General features: G+C 64.3%; 21 protein-coding genes and 2 pseudogenes. 15 read left to right on the top strand and 8 right to left on the bottom strand.

The annotated features are described in order from the left end of the window. Positions 1 to 49: 49 nt before the first annotated feature. Entirely contained in the window at positions 50 to 691 is a 642-nt protein-coding gene (locus LB526_RS05930) for a cysteine hydrolase family protein (protein WP_224626783.1), read from the bottom strand. A 127-nt stretch (positions 692 to 818) separates the two neighbouring features. Between LB526_RS05930 and LB526_RS05925 the strand changes: the two genes are divergently transcribed. After that, positions 819 to 1,805 carry a helix-turn-helix domain-containing protein gene (locus LB526_RS05925; protein WP_224626781.1) on the top strand — a complete coding sequence of 329 codons (987 nt, stop codon included), beginning with the start codon at positions 819 to 821 and terminating at the stop codon, positions 1,803 to 1,805. On the opposite strand, the gene LB526_RS05920 is transcribed toward LB526_RS05925, so the two are convergent. Continuing rightward, positions 1,792 to 2,349: a sugar O-acetyltransferase gene (locus LB526_RS05920; protein ID WP_224626779.1), complete on the bottom strand. Its 558-nt coding sequence runs from the start codon at positions 2,347 to 2,349 to the stop codon at positions 1,792 to 1,794. The two genes, LB526_RS05925 and LB526_RS05920, sit on opposite strands and share 14 nt — an antisense overlap. Positions 2,350 to 2,483: 134 nt before the next feature. Here LB526_RS05920 and LB526_RS05915 point away from each other — a divergent pair, with 134 nt between their 5' ends. The 5 genes from LB526_RS05915 to LB526_RS05895 all read left to right on the top strand — a co-directional run bounded on the left by LB526_RS05915 (position 2,484) and on the right by LB526_RS05895 (position 8,921). Next, positions 2,484 to 2,945 carry a DUF4126 domain-containing protein gene (locus LB526_RS05915; RefSeq protein WP_224626777.1) on the top strand — a complete coding sequence of 154 codons (462 nt, stop codon included), beginning with the start codon at positions 2,484 to 2,486 and terminating at the stop codon, positions 2,943 to 2,945. Beyond that, positions 2,942 to 4,318 (top strand): FAD-containing oxidoreductase, encoded by a 1,377-nt coding sequence (locus tag LB526_RS05910; protein ID WP_224626775.1) that lies wholly within the window; start codon positions 2,942 to 2,944, stop codon positions 4,316 to 4,318. The genes LB526_RS05915 and LB526_RS05910 overlap by 4 nt, the downstream gene beginning before the upstream one ends. A 165-nt stretch (positions 4,319 to 4,483) precedes the next feature. Further along, a complete protein-coding gene (locus LB526_RS05905) occupies positions 4,484 to 5,539 on the top strand; it encodes a succinylglutamate desuccinylase/aspartoacylase family protein (RefSeq protein ID WP_224626773.1) in 1,056 nt (351 codons plus the stop codon). A 239-nt stretch (positions 5,540 to 5,778) separates the two neighbouring features. Then, positions 5,779 to 7,968, top strand: coding sequence for an anthranilate synthase (locus LB526_RS05900; protein WP_224626772.1), 2,190 nt, complete (start codon positions 5,779 to 5,781; stop codon positions 7,966 to 7,968). A gap of 5 nt (positions 7,969 to 7,973) precedes the next feature. Continuing rightward, positions 7,974 to 8,921 (top strand): cation diffusion facilitator family transporter, encoded by a 948-nt coding sequence (locus LB526_RS05895; RefSeq protein WP_140838782.1) that lies wholly within the window; start codon positions 7,974 to 7,976, stop codon positions 8,919 to 8,921. Positions 8,922 to 9,073: 152 nt separating this feature from the next. Here the strand turns inward: LB526_RS05895 and LB526_RS05890 are convergent, their stop codons facing one another. After that, positions 9,074 to 10,171: a hypothetical protein gene (locus tag LB526_RS05890; protein WP_224626769.1), complete on the bottom strand. Its 1,098-nt coding sequence runs from the start codon at positions 10,169 to 10,171 to the stop codon at positions 9,074 to 9,076. A gap of 97 nt (positions 10,172 to 10,268) precedes the next feature. On the opposite strand from LB526_RS05890, the gene LB526_RS05885 reads away from it, so the two are divergent. The 5 genes and pseudogenes from LB526_RS05885 (at position 10,269) to LB526_RS05865 (ending at position 12,951) form a co-directional block, all read left to right on the top strand. Further along, positions 10,269 to 10,703, top strand: coding sequence for a DsrE family protein (locus tag LB526_RS05885; protein WP_224626768.1), 435 nt, complete (start codon positions 10,269 to 10,271; stop codon positions 10,701 to 10,703). Positions 10,704 to 10,784: 81 nt separating this feature from the next. After that, a complete protein-coding gene (locus LB526_RS05880) occupies positions 10,785 to 11,558 on the top strand; it encodes an SDR family NAD(P)-dependent oxidoreductase (protein ID WP_224524510.1) in 774 nt (257 codons plus the stop codon). Between the two features lie 51 nt (positions 11,559 to 11,609). Next, complete coding sequence (locus LB526_RS05875) at positions 11,610 to 11,921, top strand: putative quinol monooxygenase (RefSeq protein WP_095766458.1); 312 nt, start codon at positions 11,610 to 11,612, stop codon at positions 11,919 to 11,921. Position 11,922: 1 nt separating this feature from the next. Then, positions 11,923 to 12,048 (top strand): annotated as a pseudogene (locus LB526_RS05870) (AbrB family transcriptional regulator); the annotation flags it as partial. Positions 12,049 to 12,198: 150 nt separating this feature from the next. Further along, a complete protein-coding gene (locus LB526_RS05865) occupies positions 12,199 to 12,951 on the top strand; it encodes an SDR family NAD(P)-dependent oxidoreductase (protein WP_224626941.1) in 753 nt (250 codons plus the stop codon). Positions 12,952 to 12,985: 34 nt separating this feature from the next. On the opposite strand, the gene LB526_RS05860 is transcribed toward LB526_RS05865, so the two are convergent. Then, positions 12,986 to 13,873, bottom strand: a complete 888-nt coding sequence (locus tag LB526_RS05860; RefSeq protein ID WP_095766457.1) for a LysR family transcriptional regulator — start codon at positions 13,871 to 13,873, stop codon at positions 12,986 to 12,988. 144 nt (positions 13,874 to 14,017) lie between these two features. Here LB526_RS05860 and LB526_RS05855 point away from each other — a divergent pair. From LB526_RS05855 to LB526_RS05845, 3 genes and pseudogenes are all read left to right on the top strand, one after another. Further along, positions 14,018 to 15,552: pseudogene (locus LB526_RS05855) on the top strand (MFS transporter). A 150-nt stretch (positions 15,553 to 15,702) separates the two neighbouring features. Continuing rightward, entirely contained in the window at positions 15,703 to 17,775 is a 2,073-nt protein-coding gene (locus LB526_RS05850; protein WP_263483114.1) for a TonB-dependent siderophore receptor, read from the top strand. Then, positions 17,775 to 18,992, top strand: coding sequence for an MFS transporter (locus LB526_RS05845; RefSeq protein ID WP_224626766.1), 1,218 nt, complete (start codon positions 17,775 to 17,777; stop codon positions 18,990 to 18,992). The genes LB526_RS05850 and LB526_RS05845 overlap by 1 nt, the downstream gene beginning before the upstream one ends. A gap of 9 nt (positions 18,993 to 19,001) precedes the next feature. Here the strand turns inward: LB526_RS05845 and LB526_RS05840 are convergent, their stop codons facing one another. From LB526_RS05840 to LB526_RS05825, 4 genes are all read right to left on the bottom strand, one after another. Beyond that, positions 19,002 to 20,135 (bottom strand): siderophore-interacting protein, encoded by a 1,134-nt coding sequence (locus LB526_RS05840; protein WP_224626765.1) that lies wholly within the window; start codon positions 20,133 to 20,135, stop codon positions 19,002 to 19,004. A gap of 91 nt (positions 20,136 to 20,226) precedes the next feature. Beyond that, entirely contained in the window at positions 20,227 to 20,541 is a 315-nt protein-coding gene (locus LB526_RS05835) for a nuclear transport factor 2 family protein (RefSeq protein ID WP_224626764.1), read from the bottom strand. Positions 20,542 to 20,698: 157 nt separating this feature from the next. Further along, positions 20,699 to 21,475, bottom strand: a complete 777-nt coding sequence (locus LB526_RS05830; protein ID WP_224626763.1) for an esterase family protein — start codon at positions 21,473 to 21,475, stop codon at positions 20,699 to 20,701. Between the two features lie 4 nt (positions 21,476 to 21,479). Beyond that, positions 21,480 to 22,646 carry an ATP-grasp domain-containing protein gene (locus LB526_RS05825; RefSeq protein ID WP_224626762.1) on the bottom strand — a complete coding sequence of 389 codons (1,167 nt, stop codon included), beginning with the start codon at positions 22,644 to 22,646 and terminating at the stop codon, positions 21,480 to 21,482. A gap of 440 nt (positions 22,647 to 23,086) precedes the next feature. On the opposite strand from LB526_RS05825, the gene leuA reads away from it, so the two are divergent. Then, positions 23,087 to 24,817, top strand: coding sequence for a 2-isopropylmalate synthase (gene leuA, locus LB526_RS05820; protein WP_224626760.1), 1,731 nt, complete (start codon positions 23,087 to 23,089; stop codon positions 24,815 to 24,817). Positions 24,818 to 25,068: the final 251 nt, after the last annotated feature.

The raw sequence follows: 25,068 nt of genomic DNA, 5'->3' as shown, positions 1-25,068 counted from the left end.
AGAAAAAGGCGCCGCATCCTGGCGGCGCCCTTGTTTTGAAGGCTTCGGGTTACGCTGCGTTCCGCTGCAGGGCCCGCTGGTTGGACGCATAGATCGTGTCGCGCTCGGGCAGGGCGCCGGTCTTCAGGCAATCGATCCACTCGGCGGTCTTGAGCACCGCAGCGAAGCGCGCCTGCAAGACGACGCTCACCACCCGGTGTATGTCCTCGGCGGACGCGTAGCCGGCGCTGTTGGCATAGGGCACCGAGCCGCTGGCATCCGAAAGGAACTCGACGGCAAAGCCCATATGCACCGCGTGGATGATGGTCGACAGATCGCAGTTGTGGGTCATGTAGCCGACGACCGCGATCGTATCGATGGCGTTGGCGCGCAGCCAGGCTTCGAGATCCGTGCCGGTGAAGGCCGAAGGCAGCGTCTTTTCGACATAGTGGTCGCGGCCGCGCCTGGCGATCTCGGCATGCAACTCGCCGCCATGGCTGCCCTTGGCGAATATCGGCGAGGTCTCGGGCGCCATCTGCTTGACGACGACGATTTTGATGCCAGCCGCCGCGGCGGCATCCATGGCGCGCGCCACATTGGCGACGGTCTCGTTGAAGGGCGGATGCTGGATGGCGAGATTGCCGCCATTGTAGTCGTTCTGGACATCGACGACGACAAGCGCGCGGCGCGGCTGGGTGGCTGGTGCTGACATGGCGGTTTTCCTTTCGACCGGGTTGATGGGCGCTAAGCTAGGCCGACGGTTCGAGTCGAGAAAGTGTCCCGATTGACATCATTCGAAAAAATTGGGACATTCAACTTTCGACGAAACGATGCTTGCCATGAAGAACCCGATCATCGCCGCCGTCGCCTTCGACGGCATCAGTCCTTTCCACCTCTCTGTGCCGTGCCTGGTGTTCGGCACCGATCGAACCAACCTTGGCCTGCCGCGCTTCGACTTCCGCGTCTGTGCGATGGACGAGAGACCCATTCATACCGATGCGGGGCTGAGCATTGTCGTGCCGCATGGGCTTTCCGCGCTCGACGAGGCCGACATCGTCATCATTCCGAGTTGGAAGGATCTCGAGGCTCCGCTGGCCGCGCCGCTCAAGGACGCGCTGCAGCGCGCGCATCGGCGCGGCGCGCTCATCGTCGGCTTGTGCCTCGGCACCTTCGCCATTGCCGGCGCCGGATTGCTGGCCGGACGCAAGGCAACAACCCACTGGGCCTATACCGACCGGCTGCAGGCGCTGTATCCCGACATCGCGATCGATGCGGACGTGCTCTATATCGACGATGGCGACATCGTCACCTCCGCCGGCGTCGCTGCCGGCCTCGACTGCTGCCTGCACATCGTTCGCGCCCGCTATGGCGCGGAGGCCGCCCTTCGGCTTGCCCGCCATGTCGTGCTCTCGCCGCATCGGCAGGGCGGCCAGGCGCAGTTCATCGAGCGCCCGCTTGCGCCGACGCCGAATGCCGACCGGTTCTCGCGCGCTCTCGACCAGGTGCGGGCGACGCTCGGCGAACCCCACAGCCTCGACAGCGTCGCCGATGCGGCCGGCCTCACCCGCCGCACCTTCACGCGCCGCTTCCAGAAGTCGATAGGCACCAGTTTCGGCGATTGGCTTGCCGACCAGCGCGTGGCGCTTGCGCAGAGGCTGCTGGAGCAGACGGACAAATCGATGGACATCGTGGCCTTCGAAGCCGGCTTCGGCAGCGCCACCTCGCTGCGCCAGCATTTTGCCACGCGGCTAAGAACCTCGCCGGTGCGGTACCGGCGTGAATTCTCAAAAACCGCTCAAAACGCCGGTGCGCTCATCGGCGCGTAACGGCCCGTGCCGGGTTGCCGACGACGGTCGCGTTGGCCGGTACGTCGCTGGTCACCACCGCGCCCGCGCCGACGATGGCGCCCTCGCCTATGCTGACGCCGGCGAGGATTACCGCGCTGCCACCGATCCAGGCGTTGTCGCCGATCGTCACGCGCTTGGCGATCTCCAGCCCGGCCAGCCGGCCGGCAGCTTCGCGATGATGCTCGGCGCAGTAGATCTGCACATTGGGCCCCAACATCGTCCCCTTGCCGATGCGCACCGGCGCGGTGTCGAGGACGGTGCAGCCGGCATTGAGGAAGACGCCGTCGCCGAGGAACAGGTTGAAGCCATAGGCGCAGTGGAACGGCGCCTCGATGCGCGCCCCCTCGCCCGCGCCGCCGAGCAGCGCCTGCAGGGCCGGGGCGATATCACCGCGCTGCCGGGGCGGCAGGCTGTTGTGCTCGAACACCGCATCGCGCGCGGCGATGCGCAACGCCTCGAGCTCATCGTCGATGCAGGTGTACCATTCGCCCGCCGCCATCTTTATGCGTTCGCTTGTCGTCATGGGGGCCTTCCAGGTTTTCGTCTGCTGCCAAAGCATAATCGATCGTCTGACAAAAGCCCCGTAGCCAAACGCCTGGCTTGTGCTAGCCTGCCGTTGCGAGGCCATGCGACGGTCTCGGTTTGAGGGGGCCGATCATGCTTTACATTCTCGCCCTGCTGATAGGCGTCATTGCCGGCCTGCGCGCCATGACCGCGCCCGCCGCCGTCGCCTGGGGTTCCTATCTCGGCTGGCTGCCGGTCACGGGCACCTGGGCGAGCTTCATGGGCCACTGGATCGCTGCCGGCATCTTCACCATCCTGGCCATCGTCGAGTTGGTCGCCGACCAGCTGCCGTCGACGCCGAGCCGCAAGGTGCCGCCGCAGTTCGGCACCCGCATCGCCGTCGGCGCCTTCTGTGGCGCAGTCATCGGCGCGACCGCCGGCGCCACCATCGGCGGCCTGCTCGCCGGCGCGATCGGCGCGGTGATCGGCACGCTGGGCGGCGCCGAGGTCCGCGGCCGGCTGTCCGTCGCATTTGGCAAGGATCAGCCCGCCGCCTTCATCGAGGATGCGGTGGCCATCATCGGCGGGCTGCTCATCGTGGCGGCGGTCGCATGAGCGCAAAGAGCTTCGACGCCATCGTCATCGGCGCAGGCCAGGCCGGACCGCCGCTGGTCGGCCGGCTCGAAGCCGCCGGCATGAAGGTCGCGCTGATCGAGCGCAAGTTTATCGGCGGCACCTGCGTCAACACCGGCTGCATGCCGACCAAGGCGATGGTAGCGAGCGCCTATGCCGCGCATCTCGCCCGCCGCGCCGCCGACTATGGCGTCGCGCTGTCGGGCCCGGTCAGCGTGGATTACAAGCGCATCAAGGCGCGCAAGGACAAGGTCACCAACGACGCCCGCGGCAATCTCGAAAAATGGATCGCCGGCCTGAAGGGCTGCACGCTTTATCGCGACCATGCCCGTTTCGTCACCGCCGACACGGTGCGCGTCGGCGATGAGCTGCTCACCGCGCCAAAAATCTTCCTCAACACCGGCGGCCGCGCCTCGGTGCCCGATCTGCCTGGCGTCAACGACGTGCCCTATCTCACCAATTCCTCGATGATGGATCTCGATGTGCTGCCCAGCCACCTGATCGTCATCGGCGGCAGCTATATCTCGCTCGAATTCGCGCAGATGTTCCGCCGCTTCGGCTCCGAGGTCACGGTGATCGAGAAGGCGCCGCGGCTGACCGGCCGCGAGGATGAAGACACCTCCGCCGCCATCCAATCGATACTCGAAAACGAAGGCATCGCCGTCCATGTCGGCGCGGACAACATCGCCTTTGCCAGGCAAGGCAATGGGATCGCCGTCACCTTCTCCGCCGGCAAGCCGCCGGCGGTCGGCTCGCATGTGCTGCTGGCGCTGGGGCGCAAGCCCAACACCGACGATCTCGGCCTCGACAAGGCCGGCGTCGCGGTCGACCAGCGCGGCTATATCGTCGTCGACGACCAGTTGCGCACCAATGTGCCGGGCATCTGGGCGATGGGCGACTGCAACGGCAAGGGCGCCTTCACCCACACCTCCTACAACGACTTCGAGATCGTCGCCGCCAACCTGCTCGACAACGATCCGCGCAAGGTGAGCGACCGCATCGAAGCCTATGCGCTCTATATCGATCCGCCGCTCGGGCGCTGCGGCATGACGGAAGCCGCCGTGAAGAAATCCGGCCGCCGCGCGCTGGTCGGACAGCGGCCGATGACGCGTGTCGGCCGCGCGGTCGAGAAGGGCGAGACGCAAGGCTTCATGAAGATCCTGGCCGATGCCGACACCGGTGAAATCCTCGGCTGCTCCGTGCTCGGCCCGGGCGGCGACGAGGCGATCCACTGCGTGCTCGACCTCATGTACGCCAAGGCGCCGATCTCGACGCTGGCGCGCGCCATGCACATCCACCCCAATGTCTCGGAGCTGCTGCCGACCATCGCCCAGGAGCTGAAGCCGCTGGAGTAGAGCAATTCCGGAAAAAGGCGCAGCGGTTAGGCTCGGCAACTTCGCCGTAGCAAGGCTCGGCGTCTTCGCCGTAGCCACGCTGCCCCGACAACCCGGCGCGGCTGGACCACTCGACAGCCCGATCGCAAAAATGCATGGCTGAAACCTCTTCACGCGGAGTATCCCATGCAGAAGATGATCGAACGCATCGCCGGTGACAGCGAAGGCGTCGCCTACGAATTTCCGGTCTTGCGTTTCGAGGGCAAGGACAAGGCGGCTCCTTCCGCCTATCTGCAGGCGGCGCTGCATGCCGGCGAGCTGCCGGGCGTCGTCGCCATTGACGCGCTGATGCCGATGCTGGCCAAGGCGGAGGCCGAGGGCCGCATCAAGGGTCCGATCACCATCGTACCCTGGGCCAACCCGATCGGCCGCGCGCAATATCATTTCGGCGAGCACCAGGGCCGCTTCAATCTCGGCACCCGCACCAACTTCAATCGCTCCTTTCCGCTGCTTGCCGCGCCCGACGCCAGGCTTCTGCCGGATGTCAGCCTCGGCGGCGCCGATCGCCGGCTGAAGAACCGGCTCGTCCAGCTCTCGCTCGGCAACGATATCGTGCTTGACCTCCACTGCGACGACGAAGGTCTGGCCTATCTCTACATCCACACCAGCCTGTGGCCGCATATGGCCGATTGCGCGGCGGCCATGGGCGCCGAAGCCGTCCTGCTGTGGAGCGAGGACGATACCGGCACCTTCGAAGGCGCCTCGATCATGCCCTACCAGAACGTGCCGGCGAGCGTCGCGCGTTTCGATCGCCGCGCCGTCACCACGGTCGAATATCGCGGCATGCTCGATGTCGACGCCGCCTTCGCCGCGGCCGATGCCGCGGGACTTTACCGACTGCTTGTGACGCGCGGCGTCGTCCAGGACTCATCAGTGCCGAAATTCGAGAAATTTTCCGGACCGGTCGTACCGCTGGAAAACATCGACATGATGCCTTCGCCCAGGGCCGGCGCGATCCTTTACGAGGTCAAACCCGGCGACCGCGTCAAGAAAGGCGAAAGGCTGGCGACGATCGTCCACGCGCCTGGCGAGGCCGGCGGCCGCACGGAAGTGTTCGCCCCTCAGTCGGGCTTCATCCTGACCCGCCGCGCGCGCCGCATCATCCGCGCCGGCGAGGATCTTCTGAAGCTCGCCGGCGACGCCAGGAGCACCGATGCACGCTCCGGCACGCTGGAAGACTGAGGCGTAGCGGCTTTCACCATCCGCCGTGAAATCCAGTTGCATGGACCTCCATTCGCCGCTATGGGAGTCGCCATGAACATGCGTTCGAACAAGACCATTTGGTGGTGGGCTCGCTGACAGCGGCCTGTTCGTGCTTGTGCGCGTGAAAAAGAGGGTGGCCGCAGCGGAATATCCGGGCGGCCATTTGTTTTTTAACGCCATTCCCGGGTCCGTTGCCCAAGACGCTGATGGAGACGGCAATGACGACTAAAGTTCTGGACAACGGGGCCGAGCGCTTCATCACCGCGGGCGGCGTGACGATCACCCGCGAGCGGCACGAGCGGCCCTATGAAGGCGCGATCGATGCCTATGTCGACGGCCTGAATTCGCGCCGCGGCGCGGTGTTTTCCTCCAACTACGAATATCCGGGCCGCTACACGCGCTGGGATACCGCCATCATCGATCCGCCGCTGGTGATTTCCGCGCGGGGACGCACCATGCGCATCGAAGCACTCAACAAACGTGGCGAAGTGTTGCTGCCGGTGATCGGCAAGGCGCTTGGCGAGCTCAGTGAAGTGATGATCGTCGAGACCTCGAAGACGCTCATCCGCCTCGATGTCGCCAAACCAGGCCGCGTCTTCACCGAGGAGGAGCGCAGCCGCGTACCGTCCGTGTTCACGGTGCTGCGCGCCATCACCGCGCTGTTCAAGACCGCCGAGGACGCCAATCTCGGCGTTTACGGCGCCTTCGGCTACGACCTAGCTTTCCAGTTCGATCCTGTCGACTACAAGCTCGAGCGCAAGGAGAGCCAGCGCGACCTGGTGCTGTTCCTGCCCGACGAGATCCTCGTCGTCGACCATTATTCGACCAAGGCCTGGACCGACCGCTACGACTATTCCGGCGACGGTTTTTCGACCGAGGGCTTGGCCCGCGATGCCCATGCCGAGCCGTTCAAGACCGCCGACCGCATCCCGCCGCGCGGCGACCATGAGCCGGGCGAATACGCCAACCTGGTGCGCCGCGCCATGGAGAGCTTCAAGCGCGGCGACCTGTTCGAGGTCGTGCCTGGACAGATGTTCTACGAGCGCTGCGAGACCCAGCCTTCCGACATCTCGCGCAAGCTGAAATCGATCAACCCCTCGCCCTATTCCTTCTTCATCAATCTCGGCGAGAACGAATATCTGATCGGTGCCTCGCCGGAGATGTTCGTGCGCGTCAACGGCCGCCGCGTCGAGACCTGCCCGATCTCCGGCACCATCAAACGCGGCGACGACGCCATTTCCGACAGCGAGCAGATCCTGAAGCTGCTCAACTCGAAGAAGGATGAGTCCGAGCTCACCATGTGCTCGGACGTCGACCGCAACGACAAGTCGCGCGTCTGCGAGCCAGGCTCCGTGCGCGTCATCGGCCGCCGCCAGATCGAGATGTATTCGCGCCTGATCCACACTGTCGACCACATCGAGGGTAGACTGCGCGAAGGCATGGACGCCTTCGACGCGTTTCTCTCGCATGCCTGGGCGGTCACCGTCACCGGCGCGCCGAAACTGTGGGCCATGCGCTTCATCGAGCAGAACGAGAAGAGCCCGCGCGCCTGGTATGGCGGGGCGGTCGGCATGGTCAATTTCAATGGCGACATGAACACCGGGCTGACCTTGCGCACCATCCGCATCAAGGACGGCATCGCCGAGGTCCGCGCCGGCGCCACACTGCTTTTCGACAGCATTCCCGAGGAAGAAGAAGCCGAAACCGAACTGAAGGCATCCGCCATGCTCTCCGCCATCCGCGACGCCAAGACCGGCAACGCCACCGGAACCGAGCGCACCACCGCGCGCGTCGGCGACGGCGTCAACATCCTGCTGGTCGACCATGAGGACAGTTTCGTCCATACCTTGGCCAACTACTTCCGCCAGACCGGCGCCAACGTCTCCACGGTTCGCTCGCCGGTGCCGGAGGAGGTCTTCGAGCGGTTGAAGCCGGACCTCGTCGTGCTGTCGCCCGGCCCTGGCACGCCGAAGGATTTCGACTGCGCCGCCACCATCAGACGAGCGCGCAGCCGCGACCTGCCGATCTTCGGCGTCTGTCTCGGCCTGCAGGCATTGGCCGAGGCCTATGGCGGCGAGCTCAGGCAGTTGCACATCCCCATGCATGGCAAACCGTCGCGCATCCGCGTTTCGAAGCCCGGCATCATCTTCTCAGGCCTGCCCAAGGAAGTGACCGTCGGCCGCTATCACTCGATTTTCGCCGACCCGGTGCGCCTGCCCGACGGTTTCGTGGTGACCGCCGAGACCGAGGACGGCATCATCATGGCTTTCGAGCACCGCAAGGAGCCGATCGCGGCGGTGCAGTTCCATCCGGAATCGATCATGACGCTCGGTCACAATGCCGGCATGCGCATCATCGAAAACATTGTCGCGCATCTGCCGCGCAAGGCCAAGGAAAAGGCCGCGTAGGACCTATGGCTGCGACGCAGGACACGGTGGCGGCCGCGGCGAAAGCCGCGACCCGCGAGAAGATTGCCAGGCTTGCCTTCTCGTCGATCCTGGTCGCCTTCGTGGTGCTCGTCTTGAAGCTTGCCGCCTGGTACATCACCGGTTCCGTGGCGCTCTATTCCGACGCGCTGGAATCGATCGTCAACGTGATCGCATCGGCCGCCGCCTTCTGGGCGATCCAGGTCAGCTACAAGCCCGCCGACCAGGACCATCCCTTCGGCCATCATAAAGCCGAATATTTTTCCGCCGTCCTCGAAGGCGTGCTGATCGTCGTCGCGGCGCTGCTGATCCTCAACGAGGTCTGGCAGTCCTGGCAACATCCGGCCCCGCTGGAACAGCCTTGGGAAGGACTTGCCGTTAACGGCCTCGCGACGGTCATCAATGCGATCTGGGCCTGGACGCTGATCCGCGCCGGCCGGAATGCGAAGTCGCCTGCGCTTGTCGCCGACGGCCAGCACATCATGACCGACGTGGTAACATCCGTCGGCGTGTTCGGCGGTCTTGTCGGTGCCGTGCTCACCGGCTGGCAGGTCCTCGACCCGGCGCTGGCAGTGATCGTCGCGCTCAACATCCTGTGGCAGGGCTGGCATGTCATCGGCTCGTCGATGAGCGGGCTGATGGACCGCGCCGTCGACAACCATGAGCACATGCAGATCCGCAACATCATATCGGCCAATTCGAAGGGCGCGCTCGAGGTGCATGATCTCAAGACGCGCATTGCCGGGCGCGCCACCTTCATCGAGTTCCATCTCGTGGTCGACGCCGACATGACCGTCGGCGCCAGCCATGTCATCTGCGACCGCATCGAGGACGCGCTGAAGGCCGAGATCCCCTCGGTGCGCGTCACCATCCATGTCGAGCCGGACGACGAGGCGAAGCTGCCGAAAGGCACCGCGGCCGTGCCTTTCGCTTAGCAGAGCGCGAAGGTCCGTCGAGATTCAGGTCAGGCCGAGTCGAGAACGATGGCTTCCGAGAACCGGAGCGGAGCGTAGTTGAAAGTACGTGAGCACCGGAAGCGTAGGAAGCCGCCGTTCGCAGGCCGGCCTCACCTGAATATCGGCAGACCTCACGGAGCACATGCCGACTGCGGCATCGGCTGCAGCCGATAGACCTTGTCGTCTGACCTGGTCTTGCCATCCGCCGCCTTCGAACAGAGATCGACAATTGCCACTGCATTGTTGGGATTTGCAACCATCATCGTGCCGTTGACGCCGCGCTTGAGGAAGATCTCCTTCTGCGAGACGTCGCAGGAAAAATCGCTCATCTTGGAACTGGCCGAGCAGCGCCACTGATCGGCCTCGCCCTGGCAGGAATAGGTCTGCGTGACCTTTTTCCCTTTCTGCCTGGTCGTCACCGAAACGGCGACATCCGCCCCATCCGGCCAGTTCGCGGCATCGCCGCCGGCTGAGAAGGAGGCGAGCTCGACGGGTCCGCGAAACACGCGGATCGATTGCGTCAGCTGGTTGGGATGCGACTTCAGATGCGCATCGTCGTAGTCACGCCCGAAGCAGAAGGGCTGATCGGGCTTGAGCCGCACGCGCAGCGGCTCGCCCAGCGCCGGATCGATCGGGTCGATGCGCGCGAACTCCGCCTTGCAGGTCTCGGCCGGCATCGGGTCCAGCTTGAAATTGTCGTCGTCGCTGCCCAGCGCCTGCCTGTTGTACTCGGCCTCGCCGAGCTGCTCTTCCGAATCCGGGTCGAGATAGACGTCTGGCGACAGACCGGACAGAAGAAGCTTCCCCTTGTCGTCGACTTTCAGCGAAGCCAGCGTCCGGTCGCAGTCCATGCCGCAACGGATGCCGCTCGCCTTGTCGCTTGGATCCTCCTTGTTGCACCAGCTGCTTGCCCATTCCGGCTTCTTGGCGCCGCGCACCGTTGTGGTGAGAAAGCCGTTATAGGACGTATCCTGGTTGGCGGCGGGTTCTTCGTTCGTCCGGCTGACCGGGTCATGGCCGTAGAAGAAGAAGATGCGCGCCACCTTCTGGCGCGGATGCGCCTTGAGATGGGCGGCGTCGTAGACACGGCCGAAGCAGGCGTCGGCGCCAGTCGGGCTGAGCTCGGGAAGTTTAAGCGGCTGTTCAGCGCGCACCGCGCCGAACGAAGCGGCAAAGGCGGCGCAAAGCACCACCGCCATGGTCCTCGCCACCATGGTCCTCGATGTCATGTGATCCTCCTCCCACCGACAGGACTTGGATATGCTAGTCTAGGAGTGCCGCCTGGACCATGCAAAATCGCGAGCGCGCGGCGAACGGAGGGATACGATGCTGCGCCGTGACATTTTTCGTGCCAGCCTCGCAGGCGCCGCGGGCCTGTTCGGCCTGAGCCGGGCAAATGCGGCAACGCCTGAGGGGCGGCTGAAAGTCGCCTATCACCTCAGCGACGCCGACAAGGTCAACTTCGTCCTCGGCAACATCAAGAACCACTATGAAGGCACCGGCGGCAATGTCGACATCGTGCTCGTGGTGCACGGTCCGGCTCTGGCCGCCTTCAAAGTCAAGGGCGCTTCCGGCGCTGTTTCCAGCCGCTTTGCCGGCCTTGTCCAGCAGGGACTTGTGCCGCAAGCCTGCGGCAACACCTTGCACGGTATGGATATCACGCTGACCGACCTGCTGGCTGGCTTCGACCTTGCCGACAAGGGCGGCGTCGTGAAGCTCGCCGAACTGCAGCATCAGGGCTATGTCTATCTCAGGCCCTGAATGCGCCCGCACTGAACGCCAACACTTGAAGGCCGGGCCGGCAATGGCCTACGAAGGATGGCAACCCGGAGACCAGCCGACATGACGATACTTGCCATCCCCGATCTTGCCGGCAAGGCGGTGCTGGTCACCGGCGCTTCGACCGGGATCGGCGCAGCACTTGCCCGTGCCTATGCGGCGCAGAAATGCCGCGTCGCGCTGCATTTCAATGCAAGCCGCGCTCCCGCCGAAACCGTGGCCGGATCCATCCGCGACGATGGCGGCGAGGTGTTCCTGGTCCAGGGCGACTTCTCGAAACCTGCCGACGTCGAGCGTGTCGTCGAAGAGAGCGCAAACCATTTCGGCCGGCTCGACGGCCTGGTCAACAATGCCGGCGGCATGCTTGGCCGCGTCGCCTATGCCGACCAGGACGAGGCGCATTACGACGCCGTGATGGACCTCAATGCGCGCTCTGTCCTGACCGCTTCGCGCAAGGCGATCCCCTGGCTGAAGCGCCAGGGTGGCTTCATCATCAACACCACCTCGATCGCCGCCCGTAACGGCGCCGGCGGCGGCGCCGGACTTTACGGATCGTCCAAGGCCTTCGTTTCCAACGTGACGCGCGGCATGGCCAAGGAGCTGATCGGCTTCGGCATCCGCGTCAACGCCGTGGCGCCCGGTACGATCTTGACGCCCTTCCACGAACGCTATTCGAATGCCGAGCAGATCAAGGCCATGGTCGCCACCATTCCGCAAGGGCGCGCCGGAACGCCGGAGGATTGCGTCGGAGCTTACCTGTTCCTGTCGTCCGATCTGTTGAGCGGCTACATCATCGGCCAGGTGATCGAGGTCAATGGTGGCCAGTTGATGCCGTGAGCGGTCGACTGCATACTCGATGCAGCGCACAACCTGGAGGAGATCAAGGGCATGTACGGACTGATCGGCAAGATGCGGGCGGCACGCGGCCAGCGCGATGCGGTCATGGACGTGCTGCGCGAAAGCACCGGCGCTCTCCCGGGCTGCCTGAGCTACATCATCGCCACCGATCCAGCCGACGCCGACGCCATCTGGGTCACCGAAGTGTGGACCGACCAGGCGAGCCATAAGGCATCGCTGCAGCTGCCGGAAGTCCAGGCGGCGATCGCCAGGGCGCGTCCCTTCATCGCCGGCTTCGAATTCCAGATCGAGACCCATCCCGTTGGCGGCTTCGGCCTTCCTGCGCCAGAAAAGGCTGGGTGACATCGCCGCCGCGGCGCAGAACGTCGACATCTCTTTCGTCATGGCCTTGCAGACGGCGCGCTTCCTGGTCGTGCTGCTGATTGTGCCAAGCGTAGCCAGGCTGGTGGCGCGAAACGTCGGGGCTTGATCCGGGGTATCCAATGCCAAGGGAATTCCAGGAAAAGTGCTCGGCGGTTTTCCGTTCGGAATTGCGTAAAATCAGAAAGTTGGAGCAAGTAGCAATCCATCAGGATGCTGAATTGCTCGACGAGCAAGGGAATTGCCAATGAACCGCCGTTTGAACGCCGTCGATCTTTCCGGCCGCGTCGCCGTGGTGACCGGCGGCGCGCAAGGCATCGGCCTTGCGGTCGCCCGGCGCCTGTTGTCGTCGGGCGCCGGCGTTGCCATCTGGGACGTCGACCAGGCCGCAATGACCCGGGCTGTCGCCGAGCTCGCTTCGCTCGGCCGCGTTGAAGCCATTCTCTGCGACCAGTCCCAGATCGAGGCCGTCGATCACGCGGCCGCCGCGACTGAGCGCACGCTTGGCCCCGTCGATCTCCTGGTCAACAATGCCGGCATTGCCGGGCCGGCGGCGACCGTGGCGGACTACGACCCCGCCGCCTGGCGTCAGATCATCGATATCGACCTCAACGGCGTCTTCTACTGCTGCCGGCGCCTGGTGCCCGGCATGGTCGCGCGCAATTACGGCCGCATCGTCAATATCTCCTCGGTGGCCGGCAAGGAAGGCAATCCGAATGCCGCCGCCTATTCGGCCGCCAAGGCCGGCGTGCTGGCGCTGACCAAGTCGCTTGGCAAGGAGCTCGCGGGACACGACATCGCCGTCAACGCGCTGACCCCCTCGCCCGCCCGCACCAGAATTCTCGAGCAGCTCACGGAAGCGCAGGTCGCTTATATGCTCGGCAAAGTGCCGCGCGGCCGCTTCGTCGAGGTGGAAGAGGCCGCCGCGATGATCGTCTTCATGCTGTCGGACGAGAACTCTTTCACCACCGGCGCGACCTTCGATCTCTCCGGCGGCCGCGCGACCTACTGACCATCCCCGCGGAGCTTCGTTTGGATTGCCGGGCCTATCGCCCCGCCGCAAGCCTCTCGGGAAGAAAATCGACGAAGACCCGGACCTTCGGCGAAAGATGGCGATTGGACGGCCACAGCATGCGGAACTGGCCGCGGCCGTCGACATGGTCGTCGAGCACGGCGCGCAGCCTGCCGTCATGCAGCGCCTCCCGCACCAGGAAGTCGGGCATGCAGGCGATGCCGAGACCGGCAATCGTAGCGCCCTTCAATGCCTCCATGTTGTTGCAGGTCAGCATCGAACGGATCTGCGGCTCGGCGCTCCCGGTGATGAACGGCCAGTTGAGCAGCCTGCCGCTGTTGAGAAAGCGGAAGTGTATCCCGAAATGTGCCGCTAGATCCGCCGGCGTGCCGGGCATGCCATGGCGATCGAGATAGGAGGCGGCCGCGCACAATATCATGCGAAAGGGCGCGACCGGCCTCGACACCAATCGCGAATCGGGCAGCTCGCCGCTGCGGATCGCGACGTCGATACCCTCGTCGATGACGTCGACGATGCGATCGTTGAAATCGATGTCGAGCTCGATTTCCGGGTATCGCGCCATGAATTCCGACAGCACCGGCAAAAGCAGATGATAGGTGACGATCGGCGTTGAGATGCGTAGCCGGCCATGCGGCGTCTCGCGTGTACGCGACAGCATCGCCTCCGCGTCTTCTATGTCGTCGAGGATGCGGCGCACCCGCTCGTTGAACAGCTTGCCCTCCTCGGTCAGACCTATGCGCCGCGTACTGCGCTGCAGGAGACGCACACCGAGTTCCTGCTCGAGCCGGGCGACGCTCTTGCCGACGGCGGAGGCGGAAATGCCGAGCGCTTGTCCGGCGGCGACGAAACTGCCGAGCTCGGCGGTGCGGGCGAAAGCCAGAAGGCCGTTGAGACGATCCATGATGAACCTATTCGAGCGTTTTGCTCCGAGATGAACGGAGATTTAATACTATTTTGCCGGAAACGTCGCCGCCCTATCTTGTCGTTGCGATCGGCTGTGCCAGTCAGGACATGCCGGCAAATCCTGCCTCGGATAGGAAAATCCATGACTTTGATGACCAGAACCGGCCCGGCCGGCAGATGGCTCGTGCTGCTGTCGGTTTGCCTTGCCGCCATGACGATGCCGTTGAGTTTCACCGGTCCCGCCGTAGCGTTGTCCCGCATTGCCGCCGAGCTCGGCGGCAGTCCGATCGAGCTCAATTGGGTGACCAATGCCTTCATGCTGACCTCGGCGCCGGCCTGATGGCGGCCGGAGCGCTGGCCGACTCCCATGGCCGCAAGCGGATCTTCCTCGCCGGCCTCGCCGCCTATGTGCTTGCCGCGCTGGGCTGCATGCTGGCGCCAGACATCGTCTGGTTCGACCTGTTCAGGGCCCTCCAAGGCATAGGCGGCGCTGCCGCCTTCGCCGGCGGCGCCTCCGCGCTTGCCCAGGAATTCGACGGGCAATCGCGTTTGCGCGCCTTCAGCTTCCTCGGCACCAGCTTCGGCATCGGCCTTGCCTTCGGCCCTGTTGCCTCCGGCCTGCTCATCGACGCGTTCGGCTGGCGCGCGATCTTTCTTCTGGTGGCGGTGCTTGGCGTTGCCGCCGCCGCGCTCGGCCTGCGCACCGTCGCCGAATCGCGCGACCCGGACGCAACCGGGCTCGACTGGGCGGGAGCCGCCACCTTCACCATCGCGCTTGCCGCGCTGACCTGCGGCGTGCTGCAGGCGCCGCAGAGCGGTTGGGCTGATCCCTTCGTTATCGCCCTTCTCGGCGTGGCAGCCATCGGCTTTGCGGCCTTCGTCATTGTCGAGCGGCGGGTGCGCCGGCCGATGCTGGACCTGACGCTGTTCCGCTTTCCGCGTTTCGTCGGCGTGCAGTTCCTGGCCGCCGCCCCTGCCTATGCCTTCGTCGTCCTGCTCGTGCTCCTACCGATCCGCTTCGTCGGCATCGAGGGGATGAGCGAGATCAAGGCGGGGCAATTGATGATCTGCCTGTCCGGGCCGCTGCTGATCTTGCCGCTGCTGGCCGGCCAGGCGGCACGCCGGATCGCCCCGGCCACCATCTGCGGTGTGGGCCTCCTCGTCGCCGCGGCCGGCCTGGTCTGGCTCAGTTGCGTGCCCGTGGCGGACAACGCGCTGCTGCTCCCGCTGGTCTTGATCGGCATCGGCATCGCCTTGCCCTGGGGACTGATGGACGGACTTGCCGTCAGCTTCGTGCCAAAGGAACGCGCCGGCATGGCGGCCGGCATATTCAACACCACCCGCGTCGCCAGCGAGGGCGTGGCCCTGGCTATCGTCATGGCGGCCTTGTCCGGTTTCACGGCCACGCAGCTTGGCGCTCAAGGATTGGCCTCGCCTGCCGAAGCGGCCGCGGCGGCACCGCTACTGGCAACCGGCAATATCAGCGAAACGGTACAACATCTGCACTTGGCCGACGCCAGTGCCCTGGTCCAAGCCTATGAGACGGCTTTCGACCGGCTGCTCATCGTGTTGGCGACGATCACCGTGCTCACCGCCATCGTCGTCTTCCTCGGCCTGCGTCGCGGATCGGCGTCGGAACAAGACGTCGCGCCTGTCCCGGCCTGCCAGGAAGGCTGACGCCATGTGACGCCGTCAAGTCCGGCGAGGTATCAAAAAAATACTTGACTCTCTTACTCATATTTGAGAGCGCGGAAGCGCAACCAAAACATGAGAATTGGAGACAAGTTAATGCCGAAGCGGTCGAGGACGTGGCGCCGGGGATTATCATTGCTGGCAGGCAGCGCCATCCTCGGCCATGCCTGGCCGACAATTGCCCAGGAAGGCGGCGACGCCACCGTTCTCGACAGGATCGAGGTGACCGCCGAGAGCAACGAGATCCTGAAGCAGGACGGCTACGTCGCGAAGAAGGACCGCATCGGCACCAAGACCGACACGCCTATCGCCAGGATCCCGCAGGCGGTCTCGGTCGTCACGCAGAAGCAGATCGAGGACCAGAAGCCGCGTACACTGAACGACGCGCTGGGCTACACGGCCAGCGCCAATCCAAACAGCTTCGGTTTCGACACGCGCTACGACGCCTTCTTCCTGCGAGGCTTCCAGGCCTTCTACAACGGCATGTTCCGCGACGGGCTGCGCCAGTACAATGGCCCTTCCGCCTGGTTCAAGACAGAACCTTACGGCATCGAGGGCGTCACCATCCTGAAGGGACCGGCCTCCTCGCTTTACGGCGTCAGCGGTCCGGGCGGCATCGTCAATGTCGTCACCAAGCGCCCCAAGGACGAGCCGTTCCATGAGATCGAGTTGCTGGCCGGCGAGCACAACCGCTTCCAGGCGGCGCTCGATACTTCCGGGCCGGTCAATGACGACGGCAGCATCCTCTATCGCTTCACCAGTCTCGGCCGTCTGAGCGAGACCGGCCTGCCCGACTATCCCGACGACAAACTCTATTTGGGGCCGGCTGTCACTTTCAAGCCGGACGAGGACACCAAGCTCACCATCCTCGGCGAATATTCGAAGTCCGTCACCGGCGGCACCGCGGCCTTCTACAACTCCGCCTATGGCGTGCTGTCGAACGTCTATGAAGGCGATACGTCCTGGAATGATTTCACCCAAGATCAGGGGCGCATCGGCTACGAGTTCGAGCACCGCTTCACCGACTGGCTGACCGTGCGCCAGAACCTGCGCTACAACGCCGTTGACTCGAACATCGAATATAGCGGCCATTACTCGATCGGCGCCGATCAGCCGCTTGAGCGCTACTGGGGCCACTACACCGAGACGATGAAGAACTTCGTCGTCGACAACATGGCGCAGCTCGAATTCGACACGGGTCCGGTGCGGCACACCGTGATTGCCGGCATCGACTATGCCTGGTCGGACTATGACGCCGGCAGCGGGCTCTCCTATGTCTCGGTCGAGGATATCAAGGCTGCCCCCGTCCCCCATTCCGGCGGGCAGGAGATGAACCAACTCGGCGTCTACCTGCACGACCAGATGGAGTGGAACGATTTCACCCTGTTCACCAGCGGCCGCTACGACTGGGTCGACACCACCTCCACCGCGGCGGATTTCAGTCAGTCGAAGCAGACCGACAGCGCCTTCTCCGGCCGCGTCGGCCTGTCCTACCGGACCGAATGGGGCATCATCCCCTACGTCAACTATCCGACCTCGTTCTCTCCCAACATCGGCTTCGTCTATGACGACGTCTCGAGTTCCGTCAGCCGCGTCGCCCGCCCGACCATCGCCACGCAGAAGGAGATCGGCGTCAAATACGAGATCCCCGATCACAACGCGACCGTCAGCGCCGCGCTGTTCGACATCGACCAGAGGGACGGCGTCGTCTTCGACGCGTCCACCGGCATCAACAAGCAGCGCCAGCTCGACCTCAACTCGCGCGGCGTCGAGCTGGAAGCCAATGCCTCGCTCGATAACGGCTTCAGCGTCATCGCCTCCTACACCTATCTGCGGGTGAAGATCGAACGCGGCGCCGAAGGCACCGACGGCAAGGAACTGTCGGCGACGCCGAACCACATCCTGTCGCTCTGGGGCCATTACCAGTTCGAGAACGGCACGCTTGAAGGGCTTGGACTCGGCGCTGGCGTGCGTTTCGCCGGCGCGAGCTACGGCGACGACACCAATACTTTCAAGAACGACGCGCGCGCCTTCGTCGATGCCTCGCTGTCCTATGATTTCGGCTATCGCAACCCGAGGCTCGAAGGCGTGAAGCTGCAGATCAACGCCAAGAACCTGTTCGACAACCAGCAGGCAATTTGCTCGGCCGGCTATTGCTACCGCGACGAGGGCCGCTCGCTGTTCGGCAGCCTGCGCTATCGCTTCTGATGTCGGTCTCCGTCTCGAACCGGGCCGCCTCGTCGCCGGCGGCCATCGTCGCTGCGATCGGCGGCCTCTATGTGGCGCAGAGCGTGATCGGCGGCATCACCTGGACGGGTCTCCCGGCCGTGATGCGCGACCAGGGCCTGCCGCTCGACCGCATCGGCCTGCTCACCCTGATCGCCATGCCATGGGCGCTGAAGTTCCTGTGGTCGCCGGCGGTGGAGCGCTACCGGCTTCCGCCAGCGGGCAGGAACCGCACCGGCGCGATCGTCCTCATCGGCGGCCTCATCTCCATCGCCGGACTGCTGGCCATCGCCCAGCTCGGTCCCGCCACCTTCTGGCCGGTCGTCGCCTGCCTGACGGTGGTCGCCTTTGCCGCCTCGACGGTCGACATCGCCTGCGATGGCTTTGCGGTGCAGAACCTTGCCGGCAAAAATCTCGGCTGGGGCAATGCCGCCCAGGTCGGCGGCGCCTATCTCGGCTCGGCGATCGGCGCCGGTCTCTTGCTCTATCTGGTCGAAATCCACGGCTGGCGCGTGGCGGTGTCGGCGATGGCCTCGCTGCTGGTGCTGCTCGGACTGCCTTTCCTGCTCGGCATCGCCGGCCGATCGCGCGAGGAAGTACGCGAACACGTGCCCGCGCTCGGCACGGCGCTGCGGCGCCCGCAGATACGCCGCGGTCTGGCGGCGTCGGCGATCTACGTTCTGGCGCAGAAGGCGGCGCTGACCATGCTCGGCCCGTTTCTGGTCGATGCCGGACTCAGCCTTTCCACGATCGGCCTGGTCAACGGTGTCGGCAGCATGGTTCTCGGCGGCGCGGCCGCCCTTGCCGGCGGCGCTCTTGTCCGATGGCTGGGCACGCGCAGCGTGCTTGTGCTCGCGCTTATGCTGCAGGCCGGATCGCTGTTCATCCTCGCGGCCTTCGCGCTTTCCGGCGTTTTCCCGGCAGGCCCGCTGGCGGCCGTCGCGACGCTGAGTTCCTCGGGCATCATGGCGCTCGGCTTCGTGGCGCTCTATGCGCAGTTCATGCGCTGGTCGGATCCGAAGCAGGCAGGGGTCGATTTCACGCTTTTCCAGTGCATGGATGCCTTGGTCAGCATGGCGGGCGGCATCCTGGCCGGCTATGCGGCGCAGCATCTGGGCTATGGCGCACTGTTCGGCGGCGCGGGCGTCGTCGCGCTGCTGGCGGTGCCGGCCATCGCCATGGTCAGCGATCGCAACTGAAAGATTGAACTATTCCTCGCCGGCACCGTCTCCGCCCGACGCGCCGCGGCGCCAATAGGCGGTGACAAGATGCCGGTTGCGCGACAGGGCCCATTCCTTGCGCACGGTCCGGCGGATGTCGCGGAAGTCGGCGAACTCGCATCCGGCCCAGACAAAGAGATCGTCGGCCCCGCGGCCGCGCTCGCGCAGCGCTTCCGGCAGCAGGCCGGCCCGGCCTGCTTCGCGGCCATGCCGATAAAGCCAATGGACAGCGATGTTCTCGCCCGCCGCCAGCATCACCCGGTCTTGCGGACCGTCAACCTCGATGAAGGCCTCGGCACGGACGGACGGCGCAAGCTCTTCCAGCATCCGGCCGATCGCCGGAAGCGCGGTATCGTCGCCCAGAAGAAGCAGGTTTGATGCCTCGGGCACATCGCCGCCGCCGGGGCCGATCATGCCGATGATGTCCCCGGCTCTCGCATTCTGCGCGAAACTCGCAGCCGGCGTCTCGGCGCCGGGATGCAGCACGAAATCGATGTCGAGCCAACCCTCGGCCACGTCCAGCGCGCGGATCGTGTAGACGCGGATGGTGAGCGCATCCTCGCCCGACGGCCAGACGATCAGGCCGTCCGCGCCCATGGTCGGCCAAACCGCCTGCCGTCCGGCCGGCGGCAGCAGAAGCCGAACATGAAATCCGCCATGGGCGAAGCGTCCGAGGTCGCGGCCGCAGAAGCGCACGCGTTGCATATGCGGCGACAACCGCCTCGAGGACAGGACCGATATCTCGCGGAAGAATATCGGCGTGCCGGCATCCTTGCCGTCTCCTTGCCAGCGCAGGCCTTCGGTGGTGCTGAGATGCGCGGCGATGTGGCCGGCGAAGATCATCTTCATGTAGGAGAGGCAGGTCTCGTCCTCCGCCGCGACACGGACCAGCACGCCGCGGTCGTCGAATGAGGCATTCAACGTGCCGTAATGCATACGGAATTCCCATTGGCCGGCAACGCCGGTGTCGCTTTCATAATCGCCGTGCTCGGCGCGCAGCCTGTCCATCACCGCGCGGATGTTGTCGTTTTGGATACGGGTTTGCGCGCTCAAGAGCTTCATCGCCGGGCCTTCCGATATCGACGAGATCGGCCGAAGCCCGATATCGCCAAGCGCCGGCATGCCACAGCGCCGGCGGCATTGCCACAAAAACATGATTACAATGGTCATATTTTTGGACGATGCCGCACGAAGGTCGCGACGCATCCGTTCTTCAGCTGATGACCAGGCTCGCGATCCGGTCGCCGTTGAGCGTGAAGGCCATGTCGCCCTCGCCGTTGAAGCCGTTGCCGGTCACGGCGACGCGGGCATGGTAGACGCCGTCGCGCTCCGCGATGCGAACGATGCGAAAGTTGGACTGCACGCCGATATTGTCCGACTGGTTCCACCGCGCGACGCTATCGCGGCCACGGAAATCGCGACCCCAGTCGCTGAGGAAAGCATCGTCTGTGAATGTGGCCAGAAAGGCTTCGGTATCGGCTGCGTTGGTTGCTTCGACAAAGCGACGGATCGGATCGGGTGTGGTCATTGGTCTGTACATTTTGAGGTGTGTTGAGATTCAGGTCAGGCCGAGACGAAAATGGTGGCTTCCGAGAACCGGAGCGGAGCGTACTTCATGTACGTGAGCACCGGAAGCGCAGGAAACCGCCATTTGCAGGCCGGCCTCACCTGAATATCAACGCACCTCAGTCCAACCTGTGCATGAGGTCGTCATCCAGCCAACGGCCGAAGAAATAGACGAGCTGCTTATGCCACCACGGCCAGTCATGGCTGACGTCGCCACCCCAATAGTCGACCCAGGCCGGGATCGATTTGTCGCGCAGCACCTGTTCCAGCTCGCGCGTTTCGACCAGCATGCGCTCTTCCCAGGCGCCTTGGCCGCAGCAGAAGATCAGCCTGAGCGCCCTGAGCCGCCCGAGCAGCTTCTGGTCGACGATGCCGGGCAGATAGTCGAGCGGCGAATTGAAATAGATGTTGCCTTCAAGCACCCGGCCGAAGAAATCGCGGGCCGAATAGACGCCGGACAGCGAGATCACCCCGCTCGCCAGCTCCGGGAAGCGGAACACGAAATTGGATGAGTGATAGCCGCCCATCGAGCAGCCGCAAAACAGCGGCTTCAAAACGCGGCCACCGTTGGACTTGGCGGCAACCGCCTGCAATTCCGGCAGCGCTTCTTCGCGCACATAGCGGAAATAGGCTTCGTGGCGGGCGATGCGTTGCGCCGGGTCGGCACGCTTGTCGAAGAAGGATTCCGAATCTACGCCGTCGAGCGTGAAGAGCTGGATGCGGCCGGTGTCGATGAAGTCGGCAAGCGCGCCGACCCCGCCCGAATCCTCGAGCTGGTAGAACCGCCCTTGCGAGGTCGGGAACACCACCACCGGCCGCCCGGCATGGCCGTAGCGCTTGTATTCCATGTCGCGGCCGAGATTGCGGGCATGACCCTTGTGATAGGAGACGTCCATCGGCTCAGGCCTTTTCCGCGTGGATGTAGTCGACCGCCTGGCGCAGCGCCTTCGGATCCTTCGAACGCATCTGGTAGGCGTAATTGCCCATGGCGCGGCTGAAGACCTCTTCGATGGCCTGATGATGGACGATCTTGTCGCCGTGGGCGGCTAGCACGTCCGCATGGCTGTGCAAATAGTCGATGTGGCGTTTGCGGCTGGCATAGGCGGTGAAATACTTGCCCTTGTAAGGGCCGCCGGCGGCATCCTTGACCACCATGTCGGCCCAGGCGGCATAGACGTCGATGTCGAATGTGTAGTTGATGGCGTCCGTCATCCAGGCGCCGGGCGGCCGCATGTTGACCTCGAGCGCGATGACGCGCTTGTCGCTGGTTTCGAACAGCTCGATATGGAAGAAGCGCTCACGTACGTCGAACGCCTTGAGGATCTTGCGGCCCGCCTCCTCGACTTCCGGGCTGATCTCGGGAAAGCAGGTGTAGCTCATATGGCGATCCTTGTTGACCGCCTCCATGATGCTCTGGTCGTAACGGTGGCTGGCCGCCAGCACCACCTCGCCGTCGCGGTTGACTAGCCCGTCGAAGGTCACGACCAGCCCCTCGATGAACTGCTCCATGACGAAGGTGACACCCTCCGGCTTGTCCTTGAAGAACTGGTCGAGCTCCTTGGCGTTGGAGATCTTGAAAGTGTTGGAAGCCCCGGAGCCCGAATCCGGCTTGACCACCACCGGAAAGCCGACGCGGCGGATGAAGGTCATGGCGCCGGCACGGTCGGAGCATTTGCGCTGCGGGATGGTCTCGACGCCGCTCTTGCGGAAGAAGGCGCGCATGCGGCTCTTCCGCTTCAAGTTCTTCACGAAATCGAGCTTGGTGCCGTAGATATTGAAATCGGTGCGGATGTTGGCTTCGAGTTCGAGCCAATGCTCGTTGAGCGACTCGAAGCGATCGATGCGGCCCCATTTGTGGATGAAGTGCCCCATCGCCCGCAAAACGGCGTCGTAATCTTCCATGTCGGCGATGCGGTAATATTCCGAAAGCGCCGCCTTGAGCTTGGCGTTCAAGGTTTCGTAAGGCGCATCGCCGATGCCGAGCACGGTGGCGCCCGCCTTTTTCAGCCGGTCGCAAAAATCGGTGCCGTTGGCCGGGAAATGCGGCGAGAAGAACACGAAATTCATGGACGAACCCCTCCCCGGAGCTTCGCTCGGTGCCAAGCCTTCGAAACCAAGTCTGGCGCATTTGCGAGGCGCGGGGAAGACTGTCCGCACCGGCGGCGATATTAGGCAAGGGCGTTCATTCACGCGTCCCGCTTGCCTCCGACGGGCCGCTCCTGTAAGAGAGCCGGCATGACCACGCGCGTCCGCTCCGTCGCCTCCTCTCGCACCGGCTTTGCCGGCGAGACCGCGCGCGCGCTCGCCTCGACCCTGCTTCTTCTCGGCCTTATCGGCGATCGCCGGGTTCGCTGAAGGAGCGCCCGGCGGTCGAAACCGCCGCTCAAGGCGCATGCTCCTTGGCCAGACTTTGGCAAAGTCACATCAAGCGAACGAATTTTTGGTAGAGGCGACGCTCGCCACCCATCCGCCTGAAGCGGGCATGCGGGCTGCCGGGAGAAACGACGATGAACGCACGAGAAGAAATCCGCGCCGGCGAGGCTGAAGCCGGGAAGCGCGCGGCCGGCCACATGCCGGATGCGGCACGCAAATACCAATCCTACCCGACGGTCGGCCTGACCGACCGCACCTGGCCGAACAAGACCATCGACAAGGCGCCGATCTGGTGCTCGGTCGACCTGCGCGACGGCAACCAGGCGCTGATCGACCCGATGGGTCATGAGCGCAAGGCGCGCATGTTCGCGCTGCTCCTCGACATGGGCTTCAAGGAGATCGAGATCGGCTTCCCCTCGGCCTCGCAGACCGATTTCGACTTTGCCCGCTGGTGCATCGAGGAAGGCGGCGTCCCCGCCGACGTCTCACTCCAGGTGCTGGTGCAGTGCCGGCCCGAGCTGATCACGCGGACCTTCGAGGCGCTGAAGGGCGCGCACCGCCCGATCGTGCATTTCTACAATTCGACCAGCGAGCTGCAGCGCCGCGTCGTGTTCGAGAAGGATGTCGCCGGCATCAAGCGCATCGCCACCGACGCCGCCAAGATGATCACCGACATGGCCGCCAAGGCCGGCGGCGGCTACCGCTTCGAGTATTCACCGGAGAGCTTCACCGGCACCGAGCTCGAAGTCGCGCTGGAGATCTGCAACGCCGTCACCGAGATCGTGATGCCGACAGCCGACAACAAGCTGATCATCAACCTGCCGTCGACGGTCGAGATGTCGACGCCCAACGTCTATGCCGACCGCATCGAATGGATGTGCCGCAACCTCGACGCCAGAGAGAACCTGATCGTCTCGCTGCATCCGCACAACGACCGCGGCACCGGCATCGCCACCACCGAGCTCGGCCTGATGGCTGGCGCCGACCGCGTCGAAGGCACGCTGTTCGGCAATGGCGAACGCACCGGCAATGTCGATATCGTCACGCTGGCGCTCAACATGTTCACCCAGGGCGTCGATCCGGAGCTCGACTGCTCCGACATCAACCGGATGAAGGACGTCTACGAATATTCGAACCAGCTGAAGATCCCGGAACGTCACCCTTATGTCGGCGAGCTGGTCTACACGGCTTTCTCCGGCTCGCACCAGGACGCCATCAACAAGGGCATGAAAGCTCTGAAGAAGGCCAACACCCCAATCTGGGAAGTGCCCTATCTGCCGATTGATCCGGCCGATGTCGGCCGCACCTACGAGGCGATCATCCGCATCAACTCGCAGTCCGGCAAAGGCGGCATCGCATACGTGCTGCAGGCAGATTACGGCCTCAACCTGCCGCGCAATCTGCAGATTGAATTCAGCCAGGCGATCCAGGCGATCACCGATGCGGAAGGCAAGGAAGTGCCGGCCAGGCGCATCCACGAACGCTTCCTCGAAACCTATGTCGACCAACCCGGCGCGCGGCTGAAGTTCCTCGACCATCGCACTTACCCCGATACCGAGGTGAAGGGCCGGCGCATGGTCGAAGCGGATATTCTCGACAACGGCAAGGAAGTGACCATCACCGGCTCGGGCACCGGCCCGATCGACGGCTTTGTCGATGCGCTCTCGCGCCACGTCGGCGTCGACATGTCGGTGCTCGACTATTCCGAGCATTCCCTGCAGCGCGGCTCCAACGCTTCGGCGATCTCCTATGTCGAGATGGAGTATCCGGGCGGCAAGCTGTTCGGCGCCGGCATCAACACCAACATCGTCGCCGCCTCGCTGGAGGCTGTCGTTTCGGCCGCCAACCGGATCATCGGCGGCTAGAGCAAATTCCAGGAAAAGTGTGAGGCGGTTAGGCTCGGCGGTTTCGCCGTAGCCTTCCGTCCGGAATTGCGGTCAAACAAAAAATTGAGCGGTTCACCGTTCCGTGAAACGGTGAACCGCTCTAGCCGGATGATCTGATTCAGCGATGGAGCTGGCGCATTCCAGCTTGCGCCACGCTGCAGAAGCGGATGCGAATCTGCCATTCGTTAACCGCCGGAGGAATTTCCGGTGGCTTACGCGATCACATAATA

Origin of the sequence: Mesorhizobium sp. CA6, from assembly GCF_020165035.1 — a bacterium.
In the GTDB taxonomy this organism is placed as follows: domain Bacteria; phylum Pseudomonadota; class Alphaproteobacteria; order Rhizobiales; family Rhizobiaceae; genus Mesorhizobium.
Note: the sequence above shows the minus strand (reverse complement) of the source record. Positions and strands in the feature narration are given on the sequence as shown.